We start from the raw sequence: 24,225 nt of genomic DNA, 5'->3' as shown, positions 1-24,225 counted from the left end.
TTATGGACGATAGTCAATTGCGTTTAGTAGTAATTATTATTAACTATAAAACCCCTCAGCTTGTATGTTACGCACTTACCTCGTTAGCTGGACAGATAGATAAAAGTTGCGACAGAGCTGTCGTTGTTGATAACAAATCTCAAGATAACTCCGTTGCTGAGATTTTAAATTTCGTTGAATCCAAACAATGGACCTCTTGGGTAAATGTTATCCCATCTGAAGTTAACGGCGGATTCTCGGCAGGCAATAACCTAGGTATACAGTCAGCGAAAGCAAAATACTATTTATTGTTAAACAGTGATGCGTTTGTTCGTGATAATGCAATTAATGAGTTATTGAACGCTGCAGAGGCTAATCCAGGAGCTGGGATTATTGGTCCTAAACTTGAATGGAGTGATGGGCAACCGCAGACAAGTTGTTTTTATAACTTAACTCCTTGGAATGAATTCTTAAAAGCTGCATCGACAGGAATTCTGTCTAAGACATTAAAATATTTTGATATACATGAAGTTGCTATGCCAATTTGCAGTAGTCCAGCCACTCCTGAATGGATAAGTTTTGCATGTGTTTTGATCCAGGCAAAAGTCATTGATGATATCGGCTTAATGGATGACGGTTACTTTATGTATAGGGAAGATAACGATTATTGTAGAAGAGCAAGAAATGCTGGATGGAAAATACTATATTGGCCTCTTGCTCGTGTGGTGCATTTGAATCAGGGTTATTCAAATAGTAAAAAAATTGTGCGATTACCAGCTTATTACTACATGTCTAGGAGCCGCTATTTTTTGAAATATTATGGCAGGTCAGGATTGTTTGCTGCTAACGTGTTATGGATCTTAGGTAGAGGGATTTCTTTACTTAGAGAATTTATTGAAAGAAAACAGCCGGTTGTACATCCTAATACGTGGAAAGATATTTGGATAGGCAGCTTATCAAAATTCGACTTCCGCGTATTAGATAAGCTTGGAAGATAATTTACTTTGCGATAGAACAATGACGCTTAAAGACAGAATAGGTATAGTAATAATTGGCCGTAATGAGGGTAAACGTTTAGTTTTATGTCTTAAATCAGTTTTACAATCGGGTGTTCCAGTTGTTTACGTCGATTCCCAATCTACCGATAATAGTGTGTATAACGCACAACAATATAATATTCCAACATTAATATTAGATAAAACAAAACCGATTAATGCTTCCAGAGCAAGAAATGAGGGGTTCAAATTGCTTTTGGATAAGAAGCCTAATATCGATTATATACATTTTATTGATGCTGATTGTGAGCTGGATAAAGATTGGCTTGAACAAGCTGTTTTAGCACTTGATATGAATCAAGAATGGGCTGTCGTTTGTGGCCGATTGAGAGAAAAATTTAGGAATAACTCAGTTTATATGCGACTTTGCGATATGGATTGGTTTACAAGTCCTGGTGAAATTGATAAATGCGGCGGTATCGCGACAATTCGTAGATCAGTGTTTGAGTCATTATCAGGCTTTAATGAGGATTTAATAGCTGGAGCAGACCCTGAATTGTACTTCAGAATTCGAAACGAGGGTTGGAAAATATATTGTTTACCATGTGAAATGGGGACGCATGATTCAGCCATGCTATATTTTTCTCAATGGTGGAAAAGAAGCACAAAAGTTGGCTTTGGGTATGCCAATGCTGCGGATTGGGGTGGATGGGGTAAACAGTATAGAAGTGCTCTAGTTTGGGGTGCATCTATTCCCTTTATTATTTTATGTGGGTTGCTATGGACGAATTATAGTTTAATTTTATTGGCTTTATATCCAATTCAAGTAACGCGAATTTTAATAAATAATAAAATTGAAGAATTATCTGTTTATGATAAGTTTATTTATGCTTATTTTTGTGTTTTAGCAAAATTCCCACAAACTCAAGGGATTTTAAAATTTCTAATAAATAATAAAATTTTTAATAGAAAACAGGTTATTATTGAATACAAAGCTAATAGCTAAAAATAAACTTATGAATGAATTTAGTGAAATTCGGAAAAAAGAAATCGAGCAAGCATGGAAAGCGGACTTAAGCAAATATCCTCCTAGACCATGGCTAAAAGAGGTTTCTATTGTTGCTATTGCTTGGTATCGGTATGGTCAGTCGGTTGATAATATGTCTGATGGAATACTGAAAAATATTCATTTAAAAATTTATTGGCTTATTTTTCATATAATAGAAATATTAATTGGAGTTAGTATTCCTAAGTCTGCAGAAATTGGTAGTGGATTAAGGATTTATCATTTTGGAAATATTTTTATACATAAGAATGCAAAGATAGGAAGAGATTGCATATTGCGCCAAGGTGTTACTATTGGTAATAGATATAATGATGACATGGCACCAATTATTGGAAATAACGTTGAGTTAGGTGCGTATGCACAGGTTTTAGGCAACGTACATATCGAAGATAATGTTAAAATAGGCGCTATGTCAGTTGTACTAAAGGATGTGTTAGCTAATAAGACAGTTTGTGGCAATCCCGCAAGGGTAATAAGTTCGACAAATACTTTATCCTCTTAAAAGTTTTGGATAAGAAAATAGAATTAATAGTTTAATCCCTCTTAAGTAGTTAGCCGTAAAAAACCGGGTAAAATTGAGGCTCTATAATTTCTGTATTAGAGGGCTAAATGAAGTTTGTGAAGGGGTTAAGCAAAGCCAGGCAACTTACCTTATTGGATGTGTTCCGGTATGCTCCTTGGCCTCGTTTCCGACAACGCGCTCATGCAGTTATTTTGAGCAGTAAGCGATATAGCCTGGCACAAATAGCGGATATTTTTGATGTGGATCGGGACACGGTATCTGGATGGCTCAGAGCATGGGAACAACTCGGATTATCGGGTCTTCGCGATCAAGAACACCCAGGTCGACCGCGAAAAGGCCCGAATGAAGACCGTGAATGGTTATGTGAAGCGATTAAAGAAGCTCCTCACCAACTTCGGCTATTGAGGAAGAAATTTCAGGAGCGCACAGGATACACTACGCGCTGGCTGAAAGAAAAAGGTTTGGGGTGGAAGCGTTGCCGCCGTAGCTTGAGGGCTAAGCGAGATCAATCTGGATTTTTAGAGGGAAAACAGATATTGGCAGCCTTCCATGAACGTGAATTAGCGGGCGAGCTTGATGTGTTTTAACTAGATGAAAGTGGATTTAGTTCACGATCTTGCGTGCCTTATGCTTGGCAACCGCGCGGCGAAACCTTATGTCTGCCTGCTCATGTGTTTGGTCGTACAAATGTTATCGGTTTTATGACTAGGAATAATGAGGCCTATTTCCATGCAGTGGATGGTTCAGTGACGCATCGGGAAATTGTCGCGGCAATGAATAATTTTGTCCGTTTGCGCCTTCCTGAAAAATTAACCATCGTCGTCATGGACAATGCTACTGTACACCGTAAAGCAGCGAAAGAAGCAAGCTGGGAGTGGTTGGGGCAGCGTGTTTGGGCCTGGTTTCTGCCTGCATATTCTTCAGAACTGAACCCGATAGAAATTTTATGGAAGAAAATTAAATACGAATGGCTTCCTTGGGCTGCATACCATTGTTTTGATTCAATGTGCTCAGCGTTGAGCGATATATTCGAAAATTTCGGTAGAAAATACCGGATTAATTTTGCTTAGGTGCTTACTAATACCTTCCGTCAGAGGATGAATGTCATGGATGCGCTGGATTAGGCTATTAGTCAAGTTTAGCTTCATTTAGATTGTCAATCTTGCATCCATCGGATCCAATTACTTGCATCGTATCTACTGACTAATGGAAGCATGTTATGGGTCGGTCGAGAGAAGAGTTACTTGAAGATGTACTTGTTTTTTATGCACAAAATTGGCTTCATACATAGTCGTTTTCTTGCGTAATTATTCTTAATATTCATATTAGTTAATCTTTTTTAGGATGCTCTCTTGCGTGTAGCTTACTTTATTAATCAATACCCCAAAGTCAGTCATAGTTTCATCCGACGTGAGATACAGGCACTTGAAGTATTGAATGTATCTGTTCTCCGTTTTGCATTGAGAACAAATCCCGAAGAACTAGTGGATAAATTTGATCAGTCTGAGCTGGGCAGAACGCATTATATTCTTTCCGCTCCAGCTGGAGATTTTTTGCTTGCTTTGGGTTCTTGTTTGTTAAGGCAACCAAGAGCTTTTCTCAAATCATTGTTCACTGCGCTGAGGTTGGGTTTAAGGTCTGATCGTGGTGTCTTCAGGCATTTGATTTATTTTGTCGAAGCCTGCTTGTTGTTTAGATGGCTTAAAAAAGCCAATGTTGACCATGTGCATGCGCATTTTGGCACTAATTCCACCATGGTGGTGATGCTGGCGCATCTGTTGGGTGGCCCGGGTTACAGCTTTACGGTACACGGTCCTGAAGAATTTGATAAGCCTGAGTTTCTCGCTTTAAAAGAGAAGATTGAGCATTGCCGTTTTGTAGTAGCTATCAGTTCTTACGGGCGCAGCCAGTTGTTCCGCTGGGTTCCAATGGAGCAATGGCCGAAAGTCAAGGTTGTGCATTGTGGGCTTGATGAGGTTTTTTGGGACAATAAAGAATCTCAAGTTTTTACAGTCTCAGATCAGTTGGTTTGTGTTGGACGTCTGTGCGAGCAGAAAGGGCAGTTGTTATTGCTGGAAGCAGCAAAAGCTCTGGCTGATGCAGGTTATTCTTTTAGCCTCGTGCTGGCGGGGGATGGCCCAATGCGAAGTGAGTTGGAGCAACGCATCGAATCCTACGGCTTGACTGATATCGTCAACATTACAGGTTGGGTAAGCAACGAGCAGGTTAGGGAGTTGATATCATCATCGCGTGGGATGGTTTTGCCCAGTTTCGCGGAAGGTTTGCCGGTTGTTATTATGGAAGCGATGGCGCTTAAAAAACCGGTCATATCGACTTATGTGGCGGGAATACCCGAATTGGTTCAGCATGGGGAGAATGGCTGGTTGGTTCCTGCTGGTGATGTTGAACAGCTGATTTCGGCCATGCGGCAATTGCTGGATGCGGATGATGAGACTTTGTTAGCAATGGGCTCCAAGGCTTATGAATCTGTTGCAAGAGAGCATCATATTGTCAGGGAGGTGGAGAAGTTGGCTGGATATTTTAGAGAAGTCACTGAAATGGATCGCAGCGATGCAGGTAATTAACTTTTTAGCGGCATTTATAACATTCTTATTAGCATTGCCGTTATGGATTGTGATTAGTGAATGCTGGATTGCTCTGTTTGCTGGTAAAAAGCAAGATGATCATCAGCTTATTCAAACCAATTTATCTAAAGCCACTGTATTAATTCCAGCGCATAATGAGGCGGCGGTGATTGCCAAAACCTTGAGGAGATTGATTGAACAATTTGCTATTTCATCAGCTGAAGTTCTTAGTGATTCCGAAAATGCCTTTTCCATACGTGATAATCTTGAGAAAGAAGATACTTCTAAAGGCTACCCTAGAATTATCGTGGTGGCTGATAATTGTACAGATAACACAGCTGAAATTGCCCGTCAGTTTAATGTCACTGTATTAGAAAGAAAGGATAATGAGTTGAGAGGTAAGGGTTATGCCTTGGATTTTGGTATTCAGTTCTTAAAAAATCAATCGGAAATTGATGTTTTAGTGGTACTGGATGCGGATTGTGAACTGAAACCGTTAGCTATAGAAAAGCTCGTGCATAGATGCTTAACTTTGGATTTACCAGTTCAGGCAATTTATATGATGTGCTTGCCGGAAAAAGCATCTTTTAAACAACGCATTGCCGGTTTTGCCTGGCTGGTAAAAAATAAAATCCGCCCGCTTGCGGTTTCGCTGTTAAATCTGCCGGTTACGTTGACAGGCACGGGCATGGCTTTCCCCTGGCATCTTATGAATCAGGTCAATCTGGCTCATGGCCATATTGTCGAGGACATGCAGTTGGGCATTGATTTAACGCTGAAAGGTTATCCGCCTCGGTTGTGTCAAAATGCTGAGGTATTCAGTTATTTCCCTGAGCAGCAATCGGCTCAAAAAACACAGCGCACGCGTTGGGAACACGGTCATTTGATGACTATCATTGAACAAGTTCCCCTGCTTATTAAACAGGCAGTTATTGATCGTAACTTGAAATTTTTGGCCATGGCCTTGGATGTTGCCGTTCCTCCGCTGGCATTGCTGGTTTTGCTTTCGTTGGGTGGAATCGGGCTGTTATCAATCTTTTATGCAATTACTAATTGGTTGTTGCCAGTCGGATTACTGCTGGTCAGTTTTGTTCTGTTTGCACTTACGATTCTTGTTGTTTGGTGGCGGGAAGGTCGGGCATTGTTAAGTCTTGCCGATCTGTGCGCAGTGCCCATCTATATTGCTTCCAAGTTGTCTGTTTATTTTTCATTTATCTCGGGACGTCAGAAAGACTGGGTGCGGACGGAGCGTGACGGTGGCGGAGAGCTGTAATATGAATTTTTCCAGGCCTGTGTGGTGTGTTTGCGGATTGCCCTTTGATTCCTTGGGTATGACGAAAGCTGTTGATTATGTAAAGAAAGCAATAATAGAACAGCAGCCTTGTTTTTTATCGACGCCCAATCTCAATTTTTTGATAGGAGCGCAATCAGACAGGGCATTTCGTGAGTCAGTTATTAACAGCGATTTATCTGTCGCCGATGGCATGCCGTTGATTTGGATGTCCAGATTGCTAAAAATTCCATTGCCGGAACGTGTAGCAGGCTCTGGGTTGATAGAAGCGTTGTTTGCTGAAAAAAACACGCCTCCTATACGCGTGTTTTTTTTGGGCGGAGAGCCTGGGGTCGGTGAGAAGGCCTGTCAGATCATTAATCAGGCTAATGCAGGCTTACAGGCCGTAGGGCATTATTGTCCTGGGTTTGGCTCGATCGAAGAAATGAGTACCAGTGATATTATTGATGAAATCAACCAGCATGAGATTGATTTTCTGATTGTTTCTTTAGGCGCTAAGAAAGGGCAGGCCTGGATTGAGAGAAACAGGCATCAATTAAAGGCACCGGTGATCAGTCATTTGGGAGCGGTTATTAACTTTTTTGCCGGCACGGTAAAGCGTGCGCCGGTCTGGATGCAGCGTGTCGGACTGGAATGGTTATGGCGTATTCTGGAAGAGCCCTTATTATGGAAACGCTATTTTTTCGATGGTTTACGGTTTGCAAAATTGCTCTTGAACAACGTGATTCCTTATGCCATTTGGATACGTTTAAATCAAAAAAAGTTAAATGAAAGCAAACCCGTTGTTATTAATACTGAAGAAGACAGATATACGATTAAAATTTATTTGATTGGAACCTGTATTGATAAGACAATTGCCGCGTTAAGGCCGGCTTTTAAAGAATGTGTTTCAAAAAAGAAAAATGTAACAATTGATTTACAAGCTGTGCCGATAATTGATGGGGCTTTTTTAGGACTTTGTCTGTTGCTTTATAAGCATTTAAATCAACAGGAATGCCAGTTGAATTTCCAGAATATTAATCAGCAAAATATCAGGATTTTTAAATGGAACTCAGCCCAGTATCTAATTCCACAACTTTAACGCTATAAAAATATAATGAATAAGGCGCTTGCCATCTGGAAATTTGATTATCGATATCTGGCGTTAATCTGCTTTGCTTTATTACTGTTATTGACTGCATTTGCCGGCGGGTTACAGGAGTTGCTTGTTCGCTGGGAAAAGCAGGAGGAATATAGCCATGGCTATATGCTTCCGTTGATTACGCTGTATTTTATCTGGCAGCGCAGGAATCTCATTCAACAATCCGATTTTTCGCCTTCCTGGGTGGGATTCGGCATTGTTTTATTGGCGCTGGCCGTATTTATGGTAGGCGAGATCAGCGCGCTTTTTATACTGATTCAGTATGCCTTTATCGCCGTATTGATAGGTATTGCCTTGTCCATTATGGGCTGGCCGGCAGTCAAGCCGGTCATCGTGCCTATTCTGCTGCTGGCCTTTGCCATTCCGCTGCCGTATTTTCTTGAAGCCAGCCTTTCCGCCAATTTACAGCTGTTATCCTCAAAACTGGGCGTGTATTTTATTCGCTGGTGCCAGATTCCGGTTTATCTGGAAGGCAACATTATCGATTTAGGCAGCTATAAATTGCAGGTTGTGGAAGCTTGTAGCGGGTTGCGTTATCTTTTTCCGCTGATGAGCTTGGGCTTTATCTGCGCCTATATGTATAACACGGTTTTCTGGAAGCGCGCTCTGGTGTTTTTATCGACTATTCCGATCACCTTGTTCATGAATAGCTTCCGCATAGCGGTGATTGGTGTTCTGGTTGATAACTGGGGCTCAAGCATGGCAGAAGGCTTTCTGCATGACTTTGAAGGCTGGGTCGTTTTTATGGCTTGTCTGGGGATTCTAGTAGCGGAAATGGTTTTATTGTCCAGGCTTGATGCGGATCACCGGCCTTTTGCCGAAATTTTTGGTCTAGCGGTCGACCCATCTGTTGGTGATATGGCAGAGGCAAAAGTCAGGCCATTATCACGCCCTTTTTTTGCGATCATTGCCGGTCTGGTTGTGGCCGCTGTTACGGTATTTTCAATCGATAAGCGGGCAGAGGTCTTTCCCGAGCGCAAAAACTTTCCGTTGTTTCCGATGCATCTGTCAGGCTGGCAAGGACAGCAGGCCAGCATGGAAAATACCGTTATCGATAAGTTAGGTTTGTCGGATTATATCTTGGCCGACTTTAAGCAAGCCCAAGGCGCACCGGTAAATCTATATGCGGCTTATTATGCATCCCAGCGTAAAGGAATTTCTCCGCATTCGCCGCGTGTCTGTATCCCGGGCGGCGGTTGGCAGATTGCTGAGATTGAGCGAAAAAATCTGGGGCTTCTCGACGTCAATCGGATTGTGATCAAAAAAGGCGAAATGACGCAGTTGGTTTACTACTGGTTTCAACAGAGAGGCAGAAAGATGGCGAATGAGTATTTAATGAAATGGTACTTGTTCAAAGATGCGCTGTTGTTAAACAGAACCGATGGGGCGCTGGTACGCCTGACTACGATGGTTAATCCCGGTGAAAGCCTCGATCTTGCCGATCAGCGTTTACAGGGGTTTGCCAAAGAGGTTTTGCCGGTTCTGCCGCAATATATTCCTGATTAACTGATGTTGCGTAAGAATCGATCTATGTTCTGTTTTAGTTTTACTGCGAACATTCCGGTATTTGATTCATATCTGCAGTGTAGGTGCGAATTAATTCGCACTGCCTATTGCCCGCCTATATCTCGGGGGGTGGTTTTGGGTCGAATGAATTCGACCCTACAACTGCGCAAAATTAATTCGATCGGAAGCAGTTCGATGCAGTGCAAATATACTTCGGATATAAATAAATTTGCCCGGCGTGTGTATACAGTCCATGCGTAATATCAGTGAATAAATTTCAATTTTTTAAAAGAAGGTTAAGTGATGCAATTAGTTAGAGCTCTGTTATTGACCGGAGTGGCTTTGGGTTTCCAGGCCTGCGGCGACGCGACTGAAAAAGCGCAGCATTATTTGGACAGCGGCAAGGAATTTTACGGCAAGGGAAATTATGAAAAGGCCCGGGTCGAGTTTAAAAATGCGTTGCAAATTAACAATAATCTTTCGGATGCCTACTTTCATCTGGCGTTAATGGATGAAAAAAACCAGAATTGGAAAGGGATGTTTGAGAATTTGTCGCAAGTGGTCAAGCTGACGCCCGATCATGTTGAAGGCCATAAAAAATTGGGGCAGCTATTATTGTTGTCCGGCCAGACCGATAAGGCAGCGGCTGAAGCAGATGCAATTCTTAAGTTGAATCCTGATAATGCCGATGCTCATGTGCTGAAAGGAACGGTTTTATTACGGCAAGGCAACCAGAAGGCGGCTTTGGAAGAGGCGGACAAAGCGCTGGCTCTGGCTCCAGGCAATAGCGATGCCGTTAATTTAAAAGCTGTTGTGTACATGGAAAGCAAGGATTTTACCCAGGCGCTGGCTATTGTGGAGAATGCGCTTAAAGTCAATGCCAATGATTTGGCGCTCACTATGCTGAAATTGCAGATTGATATCAAAACCAATAAACCGGAGGCGGTGGTAGCGGATTATCAAACTTTGATTAAGAGCAATCCCGATAAACTGGATTTCCAGTATGCGCTGGCCAAATACTATGATGAATCGGGAAAAGATGCCGATGCCAGGTCGGTTTTGCAAAAAGTGATTGATGAACATCCCGATGATTTGAAATCAAAACTGGTTTTGGTTGATTACCTGCATACTAAAGACCCTGCCGAAGCGGTTAAGGTGCTGCAGGGCTATATCGCGCAGCAGCCCGATACTGCCGGGTATTATCTGCCGCTCGCCAAGTTGTTGATCAGCCAGAATAAATGGGCGGAGGCAAAAGAGTCGCTCAATTGGCTGATCAATAACAAGTCGGAAGACAAGGAAGGCTTGGCAGCCAAGGTGCTGCTGGCAAAAGTAGCCTTTAGTGACAAGGACCGCGATTCGGCGCAGAAGCTGATTGATGAGGTGCTGTCGGTCAATGCCGGAGACTATGACGCCTTGTTGCTGCGGGCCAGAATCAGATTGCTCAATGAGCAGACCGACCAGGCTGTTTCCGATTTACGCGGCATATTGCGCGATTATCCGAAGTCAGATGAAGCAATGGTTTTGCTGGCTCACGCTTATAACAAACAAAATGCCCATGCGCTTGCCGATGAGCACTTCCGTAAAGCGCTCGATTTAAACCCCGGCAATTTTGACGCAGTCATGCCGGTGGTGGCGCAAATGATCAAAAGCAAAGACATTGCCCGGGCTGACGAAGTTTTGCAGAAAGCACTGGCGGTTAAGCCGGATCATGCCGGCGCTTTACAGGCTTTGGCCCAGATCAGATTGATGAAGAAGGATTGGTCGGGAACCCAGAAAGTCGCTGATGTGATTTCGACCAAGCCAAAGGGCGATGGCTTCTCCAAATATCTGAGCGGCAAGGTCTCGGAAGGACAAGGGCAGTATCAGGACGCGATCGCCAAGTATAGGGATGCGCTGGCTGTTTCTCCGGGATTGTCTGATGCCTTGGTGGGATTGATGCGCAGTTACGAGGCATTAAAACAACGCAAAGACATGTTTGCGTATCTGGACGAGTTTATCAGGGCCAATCCGGAAAATTCTTATCCATTGATCTTGAAAAGCCAGTTGTATGTGCTTGATAAGCGCCCGGATGAAGCACTTAAACTGTTGTCCGGAGCGACTGAGAAGTGGCCCAAGGCAACTGGATTTTATGAAGCCATGGCCGGCATTCATGCCGCCAATCAAGAACGTGAAAAAGCTATTGCAGTAATTCAAAAAGGTTTGGGAAATGATCCTGACAATATCAGCTTAAGAATGATGCAGGCCGCTATCTATGAGAAAAGCAACGATTATGATAAGGCTGTGGAAAATTACGAAGCGGTGATTGCCAAGAATCCGAATGTTGATGTTGCGGTGAACAATCTGGTTTCATTGCTGCTCGATCATTATAAAACCAAGGAAAATATTGATCGCGCCGTAAAACTGGCTGCGCGTTTTGAGAAATCCGAACAGCCCTATTTTCATGATACTTACGGATGGGCGCTCTTAAACAGTGATCGCAATGACGAGGCGCTGAGGGTGTTTAAGGATGTTGTTGCCAAAATGCCCGAAGTTCCTGTTTTCAAATATCATTTAGGCCTTGCTCATCATAAGCTGAACAACAGTTCTGCCGCCATTGCCGAACTGGAAAAAGCGCTGGCGATAGGCGAGAAACAAAAAAGCTTTGCCGAGAAAGAGGCCGTGGAGAATTTGTTGAAAGAAATTAAGGCTGAAAAGCCGGTGTAGCTGAAAAAACACTGGTTTACCAGTATCGCCGTTATTTCCATGTGTAGGGTCGAATTCATTCGACCCAAGACAAAAAACGTGTACCGGCCTAGGCAGTGCGAATGAATTCGCACCTACGCGAACATTTGCCTGCTTTCGCCTGAAAAATTGATGAATGGAACTGGCTAATAAAATTATCGATCATAGAGAAAAGAGCGTAGATTGTTCATGGACGATTCCCATTGGGTTTGCTGGAGAAACAAAGCATGCAAAAGATGGGTGCTCGCGTGAGTTTTTTATACATTTCTTAAAGTTTTATGTCCAAATTCACCAACTGGAAATCCTGGTCGGGAAAAATCAGCAACCCGTTTTCGAATGCCTCCGTCTACATAGACAAGATCGTCAAGCCTCAAGTCGATAAGGCTGCGGAAGATAAAATAAAAGCCATCCATGAACGTTTGCCGGTTCCGGTATTCTGGCTGTTGGGCAAGACGCAGAGCGGCAAAAGCTCCATCATCAGGACATTGACCGGTTCATCCGCCGCGGAGATCGGTAATGGCTTCAAGCCGTGTACGCGCACGGCCATGTTGTTCGATTTTCCCGATGCCGAAACTGCATTTCTGCGTTTTCTTGATACCAGAGGCCTGTCCGAGAAGGGTTATGATGCCAGCGAAGATATGAAATGGTGCGAACAGCAGGCGCATCTTGTGATCGTCGTGATCAAGGCCATGGATCATCAGCAGGAAGCGGTCCTGGCTGCACTAAAACAAGTTCATAAAGCGCATCCGAAATGGCCGGTCATCGTGGCTCAGACAGCCTTGCATGAAGGCTATCCCAACCGGGCCATGGCGCATATCCTGCCTTATCCTTTTGCTGACGGCCGAATCGGCGAGTCGGTGCCTGCCGATCTGCGCCGTTCGCTGTTAAAGCAGCGCGAGTACTTCGCCGGCATTAATGCGACATTTGTGCCGCTCGATTTCACCTTGCCGGAAGATGACTATGCGCCGTCGGATTATGGCCTGGATGCCTTATGGGCTGCCATAGAGCAGGCCTTGCCATTGGGTCTTCGGGCCATGCTGGAAGACCATATCGGCGATATCAATGATGTGTACTGGCAGGCCGCGCATCCGCATGTCATCGGCTATGCAATCTCAGCCGGGCTGGCCGCCGCGATTCCGGTGCCGGCAGCCAGTTTGGGCACCGTGGTTGCAATTCAGAGCAAACTTTTTCACAGTATTGCCCATGTGTATGGCTTGCCGCTAACTAAGCAGAGCATCAGGGAAATCGTCAGTGCTGTTGGCATGGGGGCGCTGGCGCGTATGGGAGGGCGTGAACTGCTCAAGCTGATTCCGGCTTACGGACAGACAGTCGCGCTTAGTGTTGCCGGTGTTTATACGGCTGCCGCTACCTATGCCTTGGGTAAAACGCTGTGTTTTTATTTCAGTAAAGCTCAGCAAGGCAAGGTTTTAGACGCAGATAAGTTGCGTGAAGTATTCAATGCGGAATTAGCCCGCGGCAGGGAATTGCTACGCAGTTCCATAAAGAAACAGGTTTAATAATGCGCCTTCCTACAAACTGGCTTTGGACCATTGTATTCCTGCTGTTGATTTTGCCATGGCTTGCCTTAATCGGGCTGGGCATTTTTTGGTTGTGGCAACACCACTATCTGGTCACAGGGTTCGTAACACTGGCTTCGTTTTACGGCGCGGCCACACTTTTGAACCACTGGTTGAAGCACCGGCAAATAGAGCCATTCCAATTGCCGGATGTGCAGGCGGATCAGCGTTGGTCGCCTGCCGCAGAGACTATTTGGGCTGAAATTGATAAGATGGCGGGCGAGATCAATCCGGCCGATTATCCGTTGACCGATAGCGCGCGTTTGCTGCTACTGGCCCAGCAGGTCATCCGCAAAGTGGCGCGGCATTTCCGGCCCAAAGCGGGTAAGGCTGAACTCGATATCCCGCTGCGCAATATCCTGTTCATTACCGAACAAGTCAGCCGCGATATGCGGCAGTTGCTGGATGAGAAGGTTCCGTTCAGCCATTTGCTGACCATCGATGAAGGCCTGAAACTCTGGAAATGGAAACAAAGGCTGGAAAAAGGCCACTTCATCTACCGCATGGGCAGAATGCTGCTCAGCCCTGCCACGGCCATACCGGCTGAACTGTCCGGTTTTTTTCAGGGCAAGGTTGCGCAATATCCGAAAGGACTCCTGGAGCAGTGGCTGCTGCGGACGTTGATAAAGAAAACCGGTTATTACGCCATTGCGCTGTATAGCGGACAGTTAGCGCCGCCGGTATTGGCCGAGCCGGGGCCGCCGCCTGAATCGGCGCCCGAAACGAAGCGGCCTTTACGTATTCTGGTAGCCGGGCAATTGAAAGCGGGAAAATCCAGCCTGATCAATGCATTGCTTGGCGAACTGCGTGCCGCGACGAATGTGCTGCCTCTCACTGACGAATTGACCGTCTATAAACTGGCGCAGGATGACAGCAGTGAACTGTTGATCTTCGACAGCCCAGGCTATGGCGATAAAATTCATTGGTTCGAGAAAGAGCCGGAGCGCGCGCTGGGCGGCTTTGATCTGGTGCTGCTGGTTTGTTCGGCAATACAGGCAGGGCGCGAAGCCGATGCCCAGTTTTTGACCGATTTGCGCAATTGGTTTGATCAACGGTTGCACCGCAGCATGCCGCCGGTCCTGGCGATAGTCACGCACATCGATCAATTGCGCCCTTTGCGGGAATGGCAACCGCCCTATGATGTGCAGGCGCCGCAAAGCGAGAAAGCGCGCAATATCCGGGATGCGCTGGACACGGTCTCCGAAGCCTTGCACATTGCCGTGTCTGATTGCATACCGGTCAGCCTGCAAACGGGCGGCGTCTATAACATTGACGCTATCTGGGCGGCTCTTGCGGATAAATGGCCTGAAAGCAAACGCGCCCAGTATTTGCGCTGTCTGCCCGAAGGCAGGAGCAAAGAGAAATTACGCCTGATATGGATGCAGATGGCTAATTTGATCAGAATATAATAAAGTGAAGATTGATGTTCAGGATTCGGTTAAAAATAACTTTTCGATTTGTCGGAGCTTATGTAGGGGCGACTTCATTCGCCTTGGGCGAATGAAGTCGCCCCTACACCTGCTGCTCGTCAAAATTCAGGGAAGTTATTTCTCGCTCTATCCTTAACAGAAGCGGGCGTTGGGGCTGGGGTGTGGAACGTTGGTGCAACAGCGGCATGAGGGCGCCGCCGAGTCTTCACATGAGTTTTAGCAGTTTTTAAAATAACAATAATGATAGAAAAATACGAAACCCTGGTCATTTATCACGCCGATTGCCTGGATGGGCTAGGCGCCGCCTGGAGCGCCTTTTGCAAGCTGGGCAACCATGCCCGCTACATTCCCGCACGCCATGGTGATGAGTTCCCGGCCTTTGAAGCGGGAGCCGTGATTTACATACTGGATTTCTCCTATCCGCCCGAACAATTGCTTGCGGCCTCGAGACGGGCCGGCCAGATCATCCTGATCGATCACCATATTACCGCCATGGAGCAGTGCGAGGCTTTTTTTCATAAAAGTCTCTCCGCGGATCTTTTCGCTTCGAAAACCCATGAAGCACTGCCTGAATCTGAAGCCATGGTTCAGTCTCTGCCGGAAAACCTTGCCTTACATTTTGATATGGCGCAAAGCGGCTGCGTACTGGCTTGGCAGCATTTTTTTCCGGGACGCCAGCCGCCCAAAATCCTGCTGCATATCGAAGATCGCGACCTCTGGAAATTCAAATTAGCCGGTACACGCGAAATCACCAGTGCGCTTTATGAGCGGATGCCGATGACGTTGCCCGAAATGGGCACAATCGATCTGGATGAGCTTCTGCAAATTGGCGGAATATACGTCGAATTCCACCAGAAGATAGTAAAAAGGCTGGAGAAAATTGCGCACCCGGTCATGTTGAACGGGCAAAAAGGGCTGGCCGTTAATGCGTCATCCTCTTTCTCCAGCGAGCTCGGGCACGTTTTGGCCGAGAAATCGGGGACATTCGGCATGACTTATCAATATGACGGCCGGAAGCAAAAATGGCAGTTTTCACTTCGCTCCATCGGCGATTACGATGTCGGCCATCTGGCGCAGGCTTTCGGCGGAGGCGGGCATAAGAATGCCGCAGGTTTTGTATTGGATGACAATCCGTTTATCAAGAGGAAGGGCATTTGATACTACAGTTACCGATTATCTTTCTCCCTCCGGTAGTAGTGGCGGGCGGCAAGATAATTTACAACTGTAATACTAAGACATGTTGTTTTGCTGGCGATTTGGCAAAGGCGATTGGTTTATAAACCATGCAATGACATCAATGTCACTCATTACAACGCAAGACCCAATAAGAACAATCCAACACACAAGAACATTGATTGTGAGAATTTTTAAAATTGCCCAATTAACCATGACTGCTTATATCGGCTGATAATCAAGGTAAAAAAAGCCCCTGATCGGGGCTAAAACAGTAGGTCTGAAAGCAAATGCTTAGTCAATCCATGGCGACTTCAAAAGCCTTCGATTTATATATTACAGTGAGTTTGTTACAGTTTGATAACAATGTAATTTTTTGACAAATATAGTGAGCCCGGTTGACCTTTAAAAACGAACCATGCCGGCGCCGTTAGGATTCAGCATGGGGTGTCGGATTAGCTACGAACCTTTATATCAAGGCTTCAAGACATAAACAAAACACGAAAAGTTATTGGAATTAACGTTGCACTTCTTATCTGTGGGCTCACAACTGTCATCAAAATGTAATTATTGCCAGACATAATAGACGATTAGTAGTTTAAAAATGCCAGTTTATGTACCGTCAATTCTCCGTGTTGCTTCGTTTCCTGATCGCTAAATACAAAAGAAAAAAAATTAATCGGCCTTTTTTCGAATGTTACGCCGTTATGCTTCTGTGCTCTCTTAGTGCTGAATTTATGTTGGATTTCATAAATTGATCCAGCATTGCAAGGAATTCATAAAGAAGAGCTATTACATAAATATCGGGGTTATATGCAGTAATAATTGAGCTGCATCTCTTCAGGCGACCCAAAATTTCGATTTTTTCATAAGACTGAAGATGGTGTTTAAATGAGCACCGGATTCAGTTTTTGAGAATAACCGAATTAATCTCTGTAGAATGCGCCATTGTTGGATTCTTGCTTGTTTGACATTCATTTGTTGCCGGGCAGCATGCATTTAAGAAACGACGAAAAAGCAAAACGGTAAGGCGCAAGTTTTACCTTTTACTGGCCGCCGCGATCGAGGCTGCTTAAACCGGGCGGCGGCAAGACAAGAAATCCCTCGGGCACCAGACTGGTCGCCAACATCACTTCATTGATATCGCGATGCTCGGACCAAGTCTGGGACTGCCTATGTTCGGGATCGCGCCAGAAAGACTCGATCCTTTCGCCAAGAGGCATGTACTGCATCAGCTCACGCAGCCGCAGGCGCACGAGTTTATGCAGCCGTAAGCGCACGCCATCGGCTGTGTGCGGCTGAATCGGATCGCGGCTGGCCGCTTCGCCCATCAGACGCACTGCTTGCAACCCGATCGCCAGGCCGAGTTCGCGAAAGGCGAGCCGATGTTCCGCCGGCAGCCGCAGCTCGCCGCTCGCGGCGTAATATTTCAAACCTTTGAGCGCTGCCTCGAGCATGGCTTCAAGAAGATGCAGGTCCGCCATACTTCCTTGCTGCAGCAATTGCTCCAGGCGGTAGGCGTCCATTAGCAGGCCGCCAATCCCGAGCGGGTCGGTTGTTCTTAAATCATCCGCGGCAATCATGGCTTTAGCCTGCCGGATCTCATCGTTGAGCCTGGGGCCGTCGCCCGCTTGCGGGAGTCCGGCAGCAGTGGATTGAAGCTGAATGTATGTGATATATGCGTCCAGCGGATCATGTTGGCCCATAGAGGAGACGAGCGGGCGCTTCAGGTCGATGCTCATCTTCCAGTACATCCGTCGCGGACCGCCTGCGGAGGGAAGATAAGTGAAAGCATGGTGCGCTGCTTCAGCGAGTTCCTGCGCCCAGGCATTAAACTGCGGATTTCCCGTCGAACGCGTCAATTGGTCGAGCGCGTGCATCCATTTGGTCAGGTAGTGAAAGTACTGGCCGTCGCGGTCCCACTCCAGCCGCTCGTCGAAGGCCTGATCGGGCCTGCGCTCGGGAAGCTCTTTGCCGATCCGAAGCCCGCCGCGGGTCGGGCGTTCCTCCCCCGTGCGCTCGTTCAATCCGCTGATCCAGCCCGTGCGCGAATCATCAGCATGGTGTCGCCCCAGCGTGTGATGCACGCGGTCAACCAGGCGCAGAGCCAGTTCCGTGTAGCGCTTTTCCCCGGTCGCCCGCGACAGGCCAAGAAAGTTGCAAACCGCGAAGGCGTCTGTCCACAGGTAGCGCCGCTGAGGGCGCTCGGAGCTCAGCCCTGTGCGTTCCGCAAAACCGGTCATCAGCTCGATAGCTTCTCGTACACGGGAATCCGGCATGGTTCTGGTCTCCTCTTGCGGATTTGCAACCGCCGTCGCGAGTGCAAGAAATAAGATCATCAGGCAGGCGAAACTGCGCATCGGCGATGCTTTCCTACGGTGTCTTTACTGTTTGATATTCCATATCAGCACTAAGCCAAGCTTATCTGTTGGCCGCAAAAAAAGCCCCCAATTAACGGGAGCGAGGTGGCTGCTAGAGTGCTGCTATGATCAAGTTATCTGCTTCTATCGACATCGTGTAACTGTTAGCGTTTCGTCAAGCCGTAGCCGATGCGCTCCAAAAAAGGTGAACGCGCCAGATACAAAAAAGCCAGTCACAGTATCATCATCCGGCCGGTTTTGGAGAACTGGAGCGGACGGCCGGCAAAAAAATACCGGCAGCCGACTATGCAAAACATGACAAGCCAATGGTCTCAGGTTAATTCCAAAAACAGTGCAACAAGGAGCGATAGCCATGAGCTATATTAAAAATGCTTATAAATATCCTTATATTACCGATCTGATCAACAATGGCGGCGGACTAAGCCTGGAGTATATCGTTGATATGAAAATCATCGTTTTTGCATTTGACGAGGGCGGAGCTATCTGGCAGGGCAAAAGAAGTTACGCTTCCATTGAAGCGCTGCTGGACGATGCGGAAGCCGGGATAAAAAAATGGGCTGACGAGCGATGGTGATGATAACGCTGGCATATTTTTATCCTGTTTTTGTCAAAAAACTGAAAGACAGGCACTCGGGCAGGAATCTAAAACAAATGCAGAAGCCTTTGCCTTGAAGGCAGCCTGGTCAAAGCTGGCTAGTCAATTTCTTTCCATAACGTTCAAAACCGTCAGGCTAAACATTATTGCAACAGAACCGCCAAAAATACATTAGACTGCGCAGCTGATAAATTTTCTTCAACTTACAACTGCTGTACTGACAGGACCTGCGCAAGCATATCTACTTAAAATTTAAGTGAATCCAAATCTGAACTATTTTTCTTCGCTGAAAATCAAGAATGAAAAACTATCCTAAATTAATAAATTGCTGGAGACTAAAAATGAGCATAAAGAACATCGTATTATTGTTGGCCATGGCGGGTGTTATGCAAGGCTGTGTTTTGACTAAAATAGTGTCGGTACCGATGCGTTTAGGCGGCGCCGTGGTTTCGATCGTACCGGTTGTGGGCAATACTGCGCATGATGGGATCGATAAAGCGGCCGAAGTTGTCGATGATGTTCCAATTTGATTCATAGCTGGAACAGCACTCGACAGCACTGATTTCAGCACAAGTTTCAGGAGGAGTATTGGCCCTGATAACCGGGGTTAATACTCCTGACTCAACATCTTTATGGTTTCTTTATCCTGCGCCAGCGGAAGATTGCGGGCGACCGCCTTGACAAAACTGTGAATATCTTCGGCAGCAAGATGTCTCGTCAACGTAAATCGGATGCCCGATTTGCGATGCGAGACGGCCGGGTAAACGGCATGGTTCGTGTAAAAGCCTTCATCCTGCAGGCGTTTGGCCATGTAGCCGGCGGCAATGGGATGCCCCAGCTTGATGTAAAAAATGGGCGATTGCGATGAGGTCGCTGAAGGCAGATTGTATTCCTTGAGCAGAAGGTTGCACAGCGAAATGCGATCTTTTATCTCCTTCTGCAGGCGTTCGATCTCGGGCGACAGATGGATACGGGCTGAAGCAATCGCAGCGCCCAGCATGGGCGGCTGCATAGGACCCGAGAAAATCATGGGGCCGCCGCAGTTTTTAACCTGGCGATGCATTGAGGCCGATGGAAAGATCAGCACGCCGCCTCCGGCCGCGAATCCTTTGCACAGAGAGGTGGCGACCACCATACGTTCCTGAATGGGCATTTTATCGAGGACGTAACCCCGGCCATGCTTGCCGGTCCAACTCATGCCATGCGCATCGTCAAAGTACAGATGCAGTTGCTCGTAGCGCTGCAACAGCGCACCTAGAGCGTCCACTGGAGCCAGGTCGCCAAACATGCTGTAAATGCCGTCTGTCAGATACCAGATATGGTTATATTCAGAACTCAGCGCGCTGACGCGCTCTTCCAGAAACTCCAGGTTGCCGTGGGGCAGGATTTCGACCGGAACACCTTGCATCTGCACGAGTTTCGCAGCCGTTTGAACACTGTTGTGCGCCATCTGGTCGATAAGGATCGCATCGCCTTTTTGAATGAGGACGGGGAGGGCGGCTATATGGCCGAGCGTCGTCGTGGGCGTGACCAGCACATGGCCCTCGAACAGCTGCTCCAGCAGTGATTCCAGTTCCTGATAAGGCGTGGCGGAGAGATAGGCCCTTGAAACGGCAAACTGAGTGCCAAAGCGCATAACGGCATCGATAGTGCCTTGTCTAAGCCGCTTATCCAGTTCCAGCCCCAAATAACTGCAAAGCGCGAAATTGACCAGATGCCTGCCGTTCAGACAGATAGTCCTGCCATTGTAAAACGCGTCTTCAGTCGTATGTTGAGCCAGGCCATGATGAGCGCCTGCTGTTATTATTTCGTCAAAATCGGTGACCCAGCTTGATTTAATAGCCATTAAATAGTCCTAACTGAAGGGCGTTATTTTTACTGATCCTGCGGTCTGAGGGTATAGTAAATTTGCTTTTTTGTGACAAACTTCAAACATAGGCAGGGGCATGAAGATAACTTTGCTGATCTGCTGCAGCATCAGGTTTTTCCTGAGATCAACGGATTGTTAAGATTGCGCCACAGTCAACTTCGGCTGAACTAAAATTTTGGAGTGTGATAGGCAGCCCGGAAGAGGACTGTGACAGATACAAGGTTAAGCCATGAAACTTAACTCAAACTTAATAATCACCCTGGATTGAGGAAATAGCCGTGTTTTGAATGAAGCCGGTTATATCGAATAAAGACAACCTATTACTGTTAATAAAAACTATCCAATGAAATAATAGTAATTAGTTGAATTTTTTAATATCTAAATCAAGCTTGGATAATAACCTCACGCCTTATCAAACCGGCTTTTTAGCCAGGACATTCGCCGCGCACGCCCTGACTTACCGTTCATTGTCAGCCGCCAGGCAGGGCATCGCGTTATCGGGCAATGAAACCCGCACAATCCCGTTCCTGCGGATCGCGCCCGGCATAGCGATTGAACGAGGCTATTTCTGGGATGCGCTGGCAATTTATCTGGAAGACGGCCAGATCATTCGCTTTGGCGGCATTTCAAAGAAAAAGGCAGGCAATCTCCAAGTCGAATTGAACCAGCGAACCCGAAACTATATTAAAGGTTTCTATCAGACCATTATTCCCGACCTGAGACAGGCCAGTCAGCAAGCGCGTGCTTTATTCCATGGCCAGCGCTACATCCGGCAACCTGCTGCCATGCAATGGCTGAAAAACCATGAGCATTTGCGTGACGGCATTTACCGTTCGGATATTTCACATTACCTGTCTAGAGAAGAATATCAGCTGATCGAACTGGTCCGGCCCTTCCTGGAAAAGGGCTACGATCATATTGCTAAAATCAATGACAGCTACGTCCGGTCTCAGCTCAGGACATATCGGGACTATTTCGACCGGATTGAAAGCAATCCGTTGACGGACAGGCAACGCAAGGCCTGTGTGATCGATGAGCAGCATAACCTGGTGCTGGCGGGCGCCGGAACCGGCAAGACCAGCACCCTGATAGGCCGGGCAGGCTATCTTTTAAAATCGGAGCTTGCAGCCCCCGATCAGATTCTGATGCTGGCCTATGCCAACAAGGCCGCCAAGGAAATGGAAGAGCGCATTCAGGCCAGGCTGGGCATCAGCACATTGACGGTCAAGACCTTCCACAGCCTCGGCAAGCAGATCATTACCGAAGTCGAAGGCGCGGTGCCGGCTATTGACAAAATGGCCGAAGACGAAGCGCTGAGAGCCCGATTTGTCGATGACCGGATCAAACAGTTTCTGCTCGACCAGCGCTATAAATCCCGGCTGGTCACTTACTTCACGCGCTTTATTTATCCCTATAAAAGCCAGTTCGCCTTTAAAACCGAAGGCGCCTACCATGCCTATATCCTGGAAAACGAAATCCGCACGCTGCAGGGCGAACTGGTCAAGAGCTATGAGGAATGCGAAATCGCCAATTTCCTGTACCGGCAGGGCATTGTTTACGAGTATGAAGCCAATTATCAGGTCAATACGGCCGGGCCGGATTTCAAAGCCTACCAGCCTGATTTTTACCTGCCTGAGTACGGGCTTTATATCGAGCATTTCGCCGTCAATGAAAAGAACGAAACCCCGCCGTTCATCGACCGGCAAAAATACCTTGAAGGCATGGCCTGGAAGCGCGCATTGCATGAGTCGCACAAAACGCAGCTGATCGAGACGTTCAGCTATCAAAAACACCAAGGCACACTCACCGATGCGCTCAGAACGCAATTGCTGGTGGCCGGCGTTCGATTCAGGCCGCTGCCGGATGATCAACTGCTGAGCCGGTTGCGCGAATTCGGCGAAGTATCCAGATTCAGCGAACTGATCGCGAAAGTCCTGGCCTTGTTCAAGGCCGCTTTCCTGTCCATCAAAGATCTGAGCAGCCTGGCGCGCCAGCATGAGGACAAAGAGCGCATGCTTGCGGCGGTGCTGCTGTTTGAGCCGGTTTACCAGGCTTACCAGCAGCACCTGCACGACAATGGCACCATTGATTTCGACGACATGATCGGCAAGGCCATCAGCTATGTCGAATCCGGCCGGTACCGTTCGCCTTACCGGCATGTGCTGGTCGATGAGTTTCAGGATATCTCGGCGAGCCGGGCCCGGCTGGTCAAGGCGCTGCTCGCGCAGCATGCCGGCAACAGCCTGTTTTGCGTCGGCGACGATTGGCAGGCCATTTACCGCTTTACCGGCAGCGATGTATCGATCACGAGGGATTTTGAAAAACACTTCGGCTTTACGGCCACGAGCGTGCTAGACAAGACTTTTCGCTTCAATAACAAAATAGGCGAGGTCGCGTCCCGGTTTGTCTGCCAGAATCCCGCCCAGATCAAAAAACAGATCAAAAGCCACCGACAGGTCGACGGGCCGGCTGTTTCGCTGATCAAAACCAGTACCGAGTCAACTGGCCTCAACGCGGCGCTGGCCAGCATCTCGCAAAAACAGCCTGACGGCGCCAGCGTGCTGATTTTGGCCCGGTTCCATTTCAGGCAGCCCGAGCTGTCCGGCCTGAAACGCCAGTATCCGCAGTTAAACCTGCAATTTATGACGGTTCATGCGTCTAAGGGCAGAGAGGCCGATTATGTGATTGTCCTTGGGATGGAACACGGCAAACAGGGCTTTCCTTCGGAGAAAGCCACGCATGCGTTGCTGGAACTGCTGTTGCCTGAAGCGGAAGACTATCAACATGCCGAGGAAAGGCGGCTGTTTTACGTCGCGCTGACGCGGGCCAGGCATCATGTTTATCTGATCGCCGACGGCAGCAAGGCTTCAAGCTTCGTCCGGGAACTGGTCAATGACAAATACGCCGTCCTGACCGATGAGTTTCAGGGTCACGGTTTCCAGAAGCAATTGGCCGACACGCTTTGTGAGCGCTGTCAAACCGGTTATATGGTTGTCCGGAAAAACCAATACGGCACTTTCTACGGCTGCAATCAATATCCGCTCTGCAGTCATACGCAAAAGGGCTGCCCGAAGTGCGGCAGCGCCTTGATTACGAAGGGACGCTCCAGGGTTTGTCAAAACAAGGACTGCGAGGTCGCCGAACCGGTCTGCCCGAAATGCGGCGGCAGCATGATCCTGCGTAAAGGCAAGTACGGCCAATTCTGGGGATGCGCCAATTACCGGCCGCATGCCGGATTTTCCTGCAATCATACTGAGCAGGCTGTAAATTCTAATGCAAGAACCGGGTTGCCGGACCGGGATTACATCACCTGATGCCATTCCGGCCGGAAAATATCAGTTGAATTGGACAGGTTTAAAAAGTATCGCTAGCGCGACGGTTGTTTGAATTCA

The 24,225-nt window shown here is 47.1% G+C and carries 17 protein-coding genes and 1 pseudogene; 16 read left to right on the top strand and 2 right to left on the bottom strand.

Annotated features, from left to right (window positions below; translation table 11 throughout):
• Positions 1–2 precede the first annotated feature (2 nt).
• From V2P20_RS10735 to V2P20_RS10675, 13 genes and pseudogenes are all read left to right on the top strand, one after another.
• Positions 3–977 carry a glycosyltransferase family 2 protein gene (locus V2P20_RS10735; RefSeq protein ID WP_331818183.1) on the top strand — a complete coding sequence of 325 codons (975 nt, stop codon included), beginning with the start codon at positions 3–5 and terminating at the stop codon, positions 975–977.
• The gene (locus V2P20_RS10730) at positions 967–1,980 is read left to right on the top strand and encodes a glycosyltransferase (protein ID WP_331818182.1); all 1,014 of its coding nucleotides are present in this window, start codon (positions 967–969) and stop codon (positions 1,978–1,980) included. The genes V2P20_RS10735 and V2P20_RS10730 overlap by 11 nt, the downstream gene beginning before the upstream one ends.
• Entirely contained in the window at positions 1,958–2,542 is a 585-nt protein-coding gene (locus V2P20_RS10725; RefSeq protein ID WP_331818181.1) for a serine acetyltransferase, read from the top strand. Before V2P20_RS10730 ends, V2P20_RS10725 begins: the two co-directional genes overlap by 23 nt.
• Positions 2,543–2,649: 107 nt before the next feature.
• Positions 2,650–3,150: a helix-turn-helix domain-containing protein gene (locus V2P20_RS10720; RefSeq protein ID WP_331818180.1), complete on the top strand. Its 501-nt coding sequence runs from the start codon at positions 2,650–2,652 to the stop codon at positions 3,148–3,150.
• A 12-nt stretch (positions 3,151–3,162) separates the two neighbouring features.
• Positions 3,163–3,633: pseudogene (locus V2P20_RS10715) on the top strand (transposase); the annotation flags it as partial.
• A 282-nt stretch (positions 3,634–3,915) separates the two neighbouring features.
• Complete coding sequence (locus tag V2P20_RS10710) at positions 3,916–5,148, top strand: glycosyltransferase (protein ID WP_331818179.1); 1,233 nt, start codon at positions 3,916–3,918, stop codon at positions 5,146–5,148.
• Positions 5,135–6,421 carry a glycosyltransferase family 2 protein gene (locus V2P20_RS10705; protein WP_331818178.1) on the top strand — a complete coding sequence of 429 codons (1,287 nt, stop codon included), beginning with the start codon at positions 5,135–5,137 and terminating at the stop codon, positions 6,419–6,421. The genes V2P20_RS10710 and V2P20_RS10705 overlap by 14 nt, the downstream gene beginning before the upstream one ends.
• 1 nt (position 6,422) lies before the next feature.
• Entirely contained in the window at positions 6,423–7,520 is a 1,098-nt protein-coding gene (locus V2P20_RS10700; protein WP_331818177.1) for a WecB/TagA/CpsF family glycosyltransferase, read from the top strand.
• Positions 7,521–7,535: 15 nt separating this feature from the next.
• The gene (xrtD, locus tag V2P20_RS10695; RefSeq protein ID WP_331818176.1) at positions 7,536–9,086 is read left to right on the top strand and encodes a VPLPA-CTERM-specific exosortase XrtD; all 1,551 of its coding nucleotides are present in this window, start codon (positions 7,536–7,538) and stop codon (positions 9,084–9,086) included.
• A gap of 303 nt (positions 9,087–9,389) precedes the next feature.
• Positions 9,390–11,789 carry a tetratricopeptide repeat protein gene (locus tag V2P20_RS10690; protein WP_331818175.1) on the top strand — a complete coding sequence of 800 codons (2,400 nt, stop codon included), beginning with the start codon at positions 9,390–9,392 and terminating at the stop codon, positions 11,787–11,789.
• A gap of 296 nt (positions 11,790–12,085) precedes the next feature.
• Entirely contained in the window at positions 12,086–13,324 is a 1,239-nt protein-coding gene (locus V2P20_RS10685) for a GTPase (protein WP_331818174.1), read from the top strand.
• 2 nt (positions 13,325–13,326) lie between these two features.
• Positions 13,327–14,793 carry a GTPase gene (locus V2P20_RS10680; protein ID WP_331818173.1) on the top strand — a complete coding sequence of 489 codons (1,467 nt, stop codon included), beginning with the start codon at positions 13,327–13,329 and terminating at the stop codon, positions 14,791–14,793.
• 261 nt (positions 14,794–15,054) lie between these two features.
• Positions 15,055–15,972: a DHHA1 domain-containing protein gene (locus V2P20_RS10675; RefSeq protein WP_331818172.1), complete on the top strand. Its 918-nt coding sequence runs from the start codon at positions 15,055–15,057 to the stop codon at positions 15,970–15,972.
• A 1,061-nt stretch (positions 15,973–17,033) separates the two neighbouring features.
• On the opposite strand, the gene V2P20_RS10670 is transcribed toward V2P20_RS10675, so the two are convergent.
• A complete protein-coding gene (locus V2P20_RS10670) occupies positions 17,034–18,347 on the bottom strand; it encodes a hypothetical protein (protein ID WP_331818171.1) in 1,314 nt (437 codons plus the stop codon).
• Positions 18,348–18,720: 373 nt separating this feature from the next.
• Here V2P20_RS10670 and V2P20_RS10665 point away from each other — a divergent pair, with 373 nt between their 5' ends.
• The gene (locus V2P20_RS10665) at positions 18,721–18,942 is read left to right on the top strand and encodes a hypothetical protein (protein WP_331818170.1); all 222 of its coding nucleotides are present in this window, start codon (positions 18,721–18,723) and stop codon (positions 18,940–18,942) included.
• A 362-nt stretch (positions 18,943–19,304) separates the two neighbouring features.
• A complete protein-coding gene (locus V2P20_RS10660) occupies positions 19,305–19,493 on the top strand; it encodes a DUF6726 family protein (RefSeq protein WP_331818169.1) in 189 nt (62 codons plus the stop codon).
• Between the two features lie 77 nt (positions 19,494–19,570).
• Here V2P20_RS10660 and V2P20_RS10655 read toward each other — a convergent pair whose 3' ends face one another.
• On the bottom strand, positions 19,571–20,809 hold the full coding sequence (locus tag V2P20_RS10655) for an aminotransferase class I/II-fold pyridoxal phosphate-dependent enzyme (RefSeq protein WP_331818168.1): 1,239 nt from the start codon (positions 20,807–20,809) through the stop codon (positions 19,571–19,573).
• Between the two features lie 413 nt (positions 20,810–21,222).
• On the opposite strand from V2P20_RS10655, the gene V2P20_RS10650 reads away from it, so the two are divergent.
• Positions 21,223–24,147 carry a UvrD-helicase domain-containing protein gene (locus V2P20_RS10650; protein WP_331818167.1) on the top strand — a complete coding sequence of 975 codons (2,925 nt, stop codon included), beginning with the start codon at positions 21,223–21,225 and terminating at the stop codon, positions 24,145–24,147.
• Positions 24,148–24,225: the final 78 nt, after the last annotated feature.

The organism is Methylobacter sp. Wu1, from assembly GCF_036553575.1.
Classification (GTDB): domain Bacteria; phylum Pseudomonadota; class Gammaproteobacteria; order Methylococcales; family Methylomonadaceae; genus Methylobacter.
The sequence above is the reverse complement of the archived record's forward strand: the minus strand, read 5'-3'. Positions and strand labels throughout refer to the sequence as shown.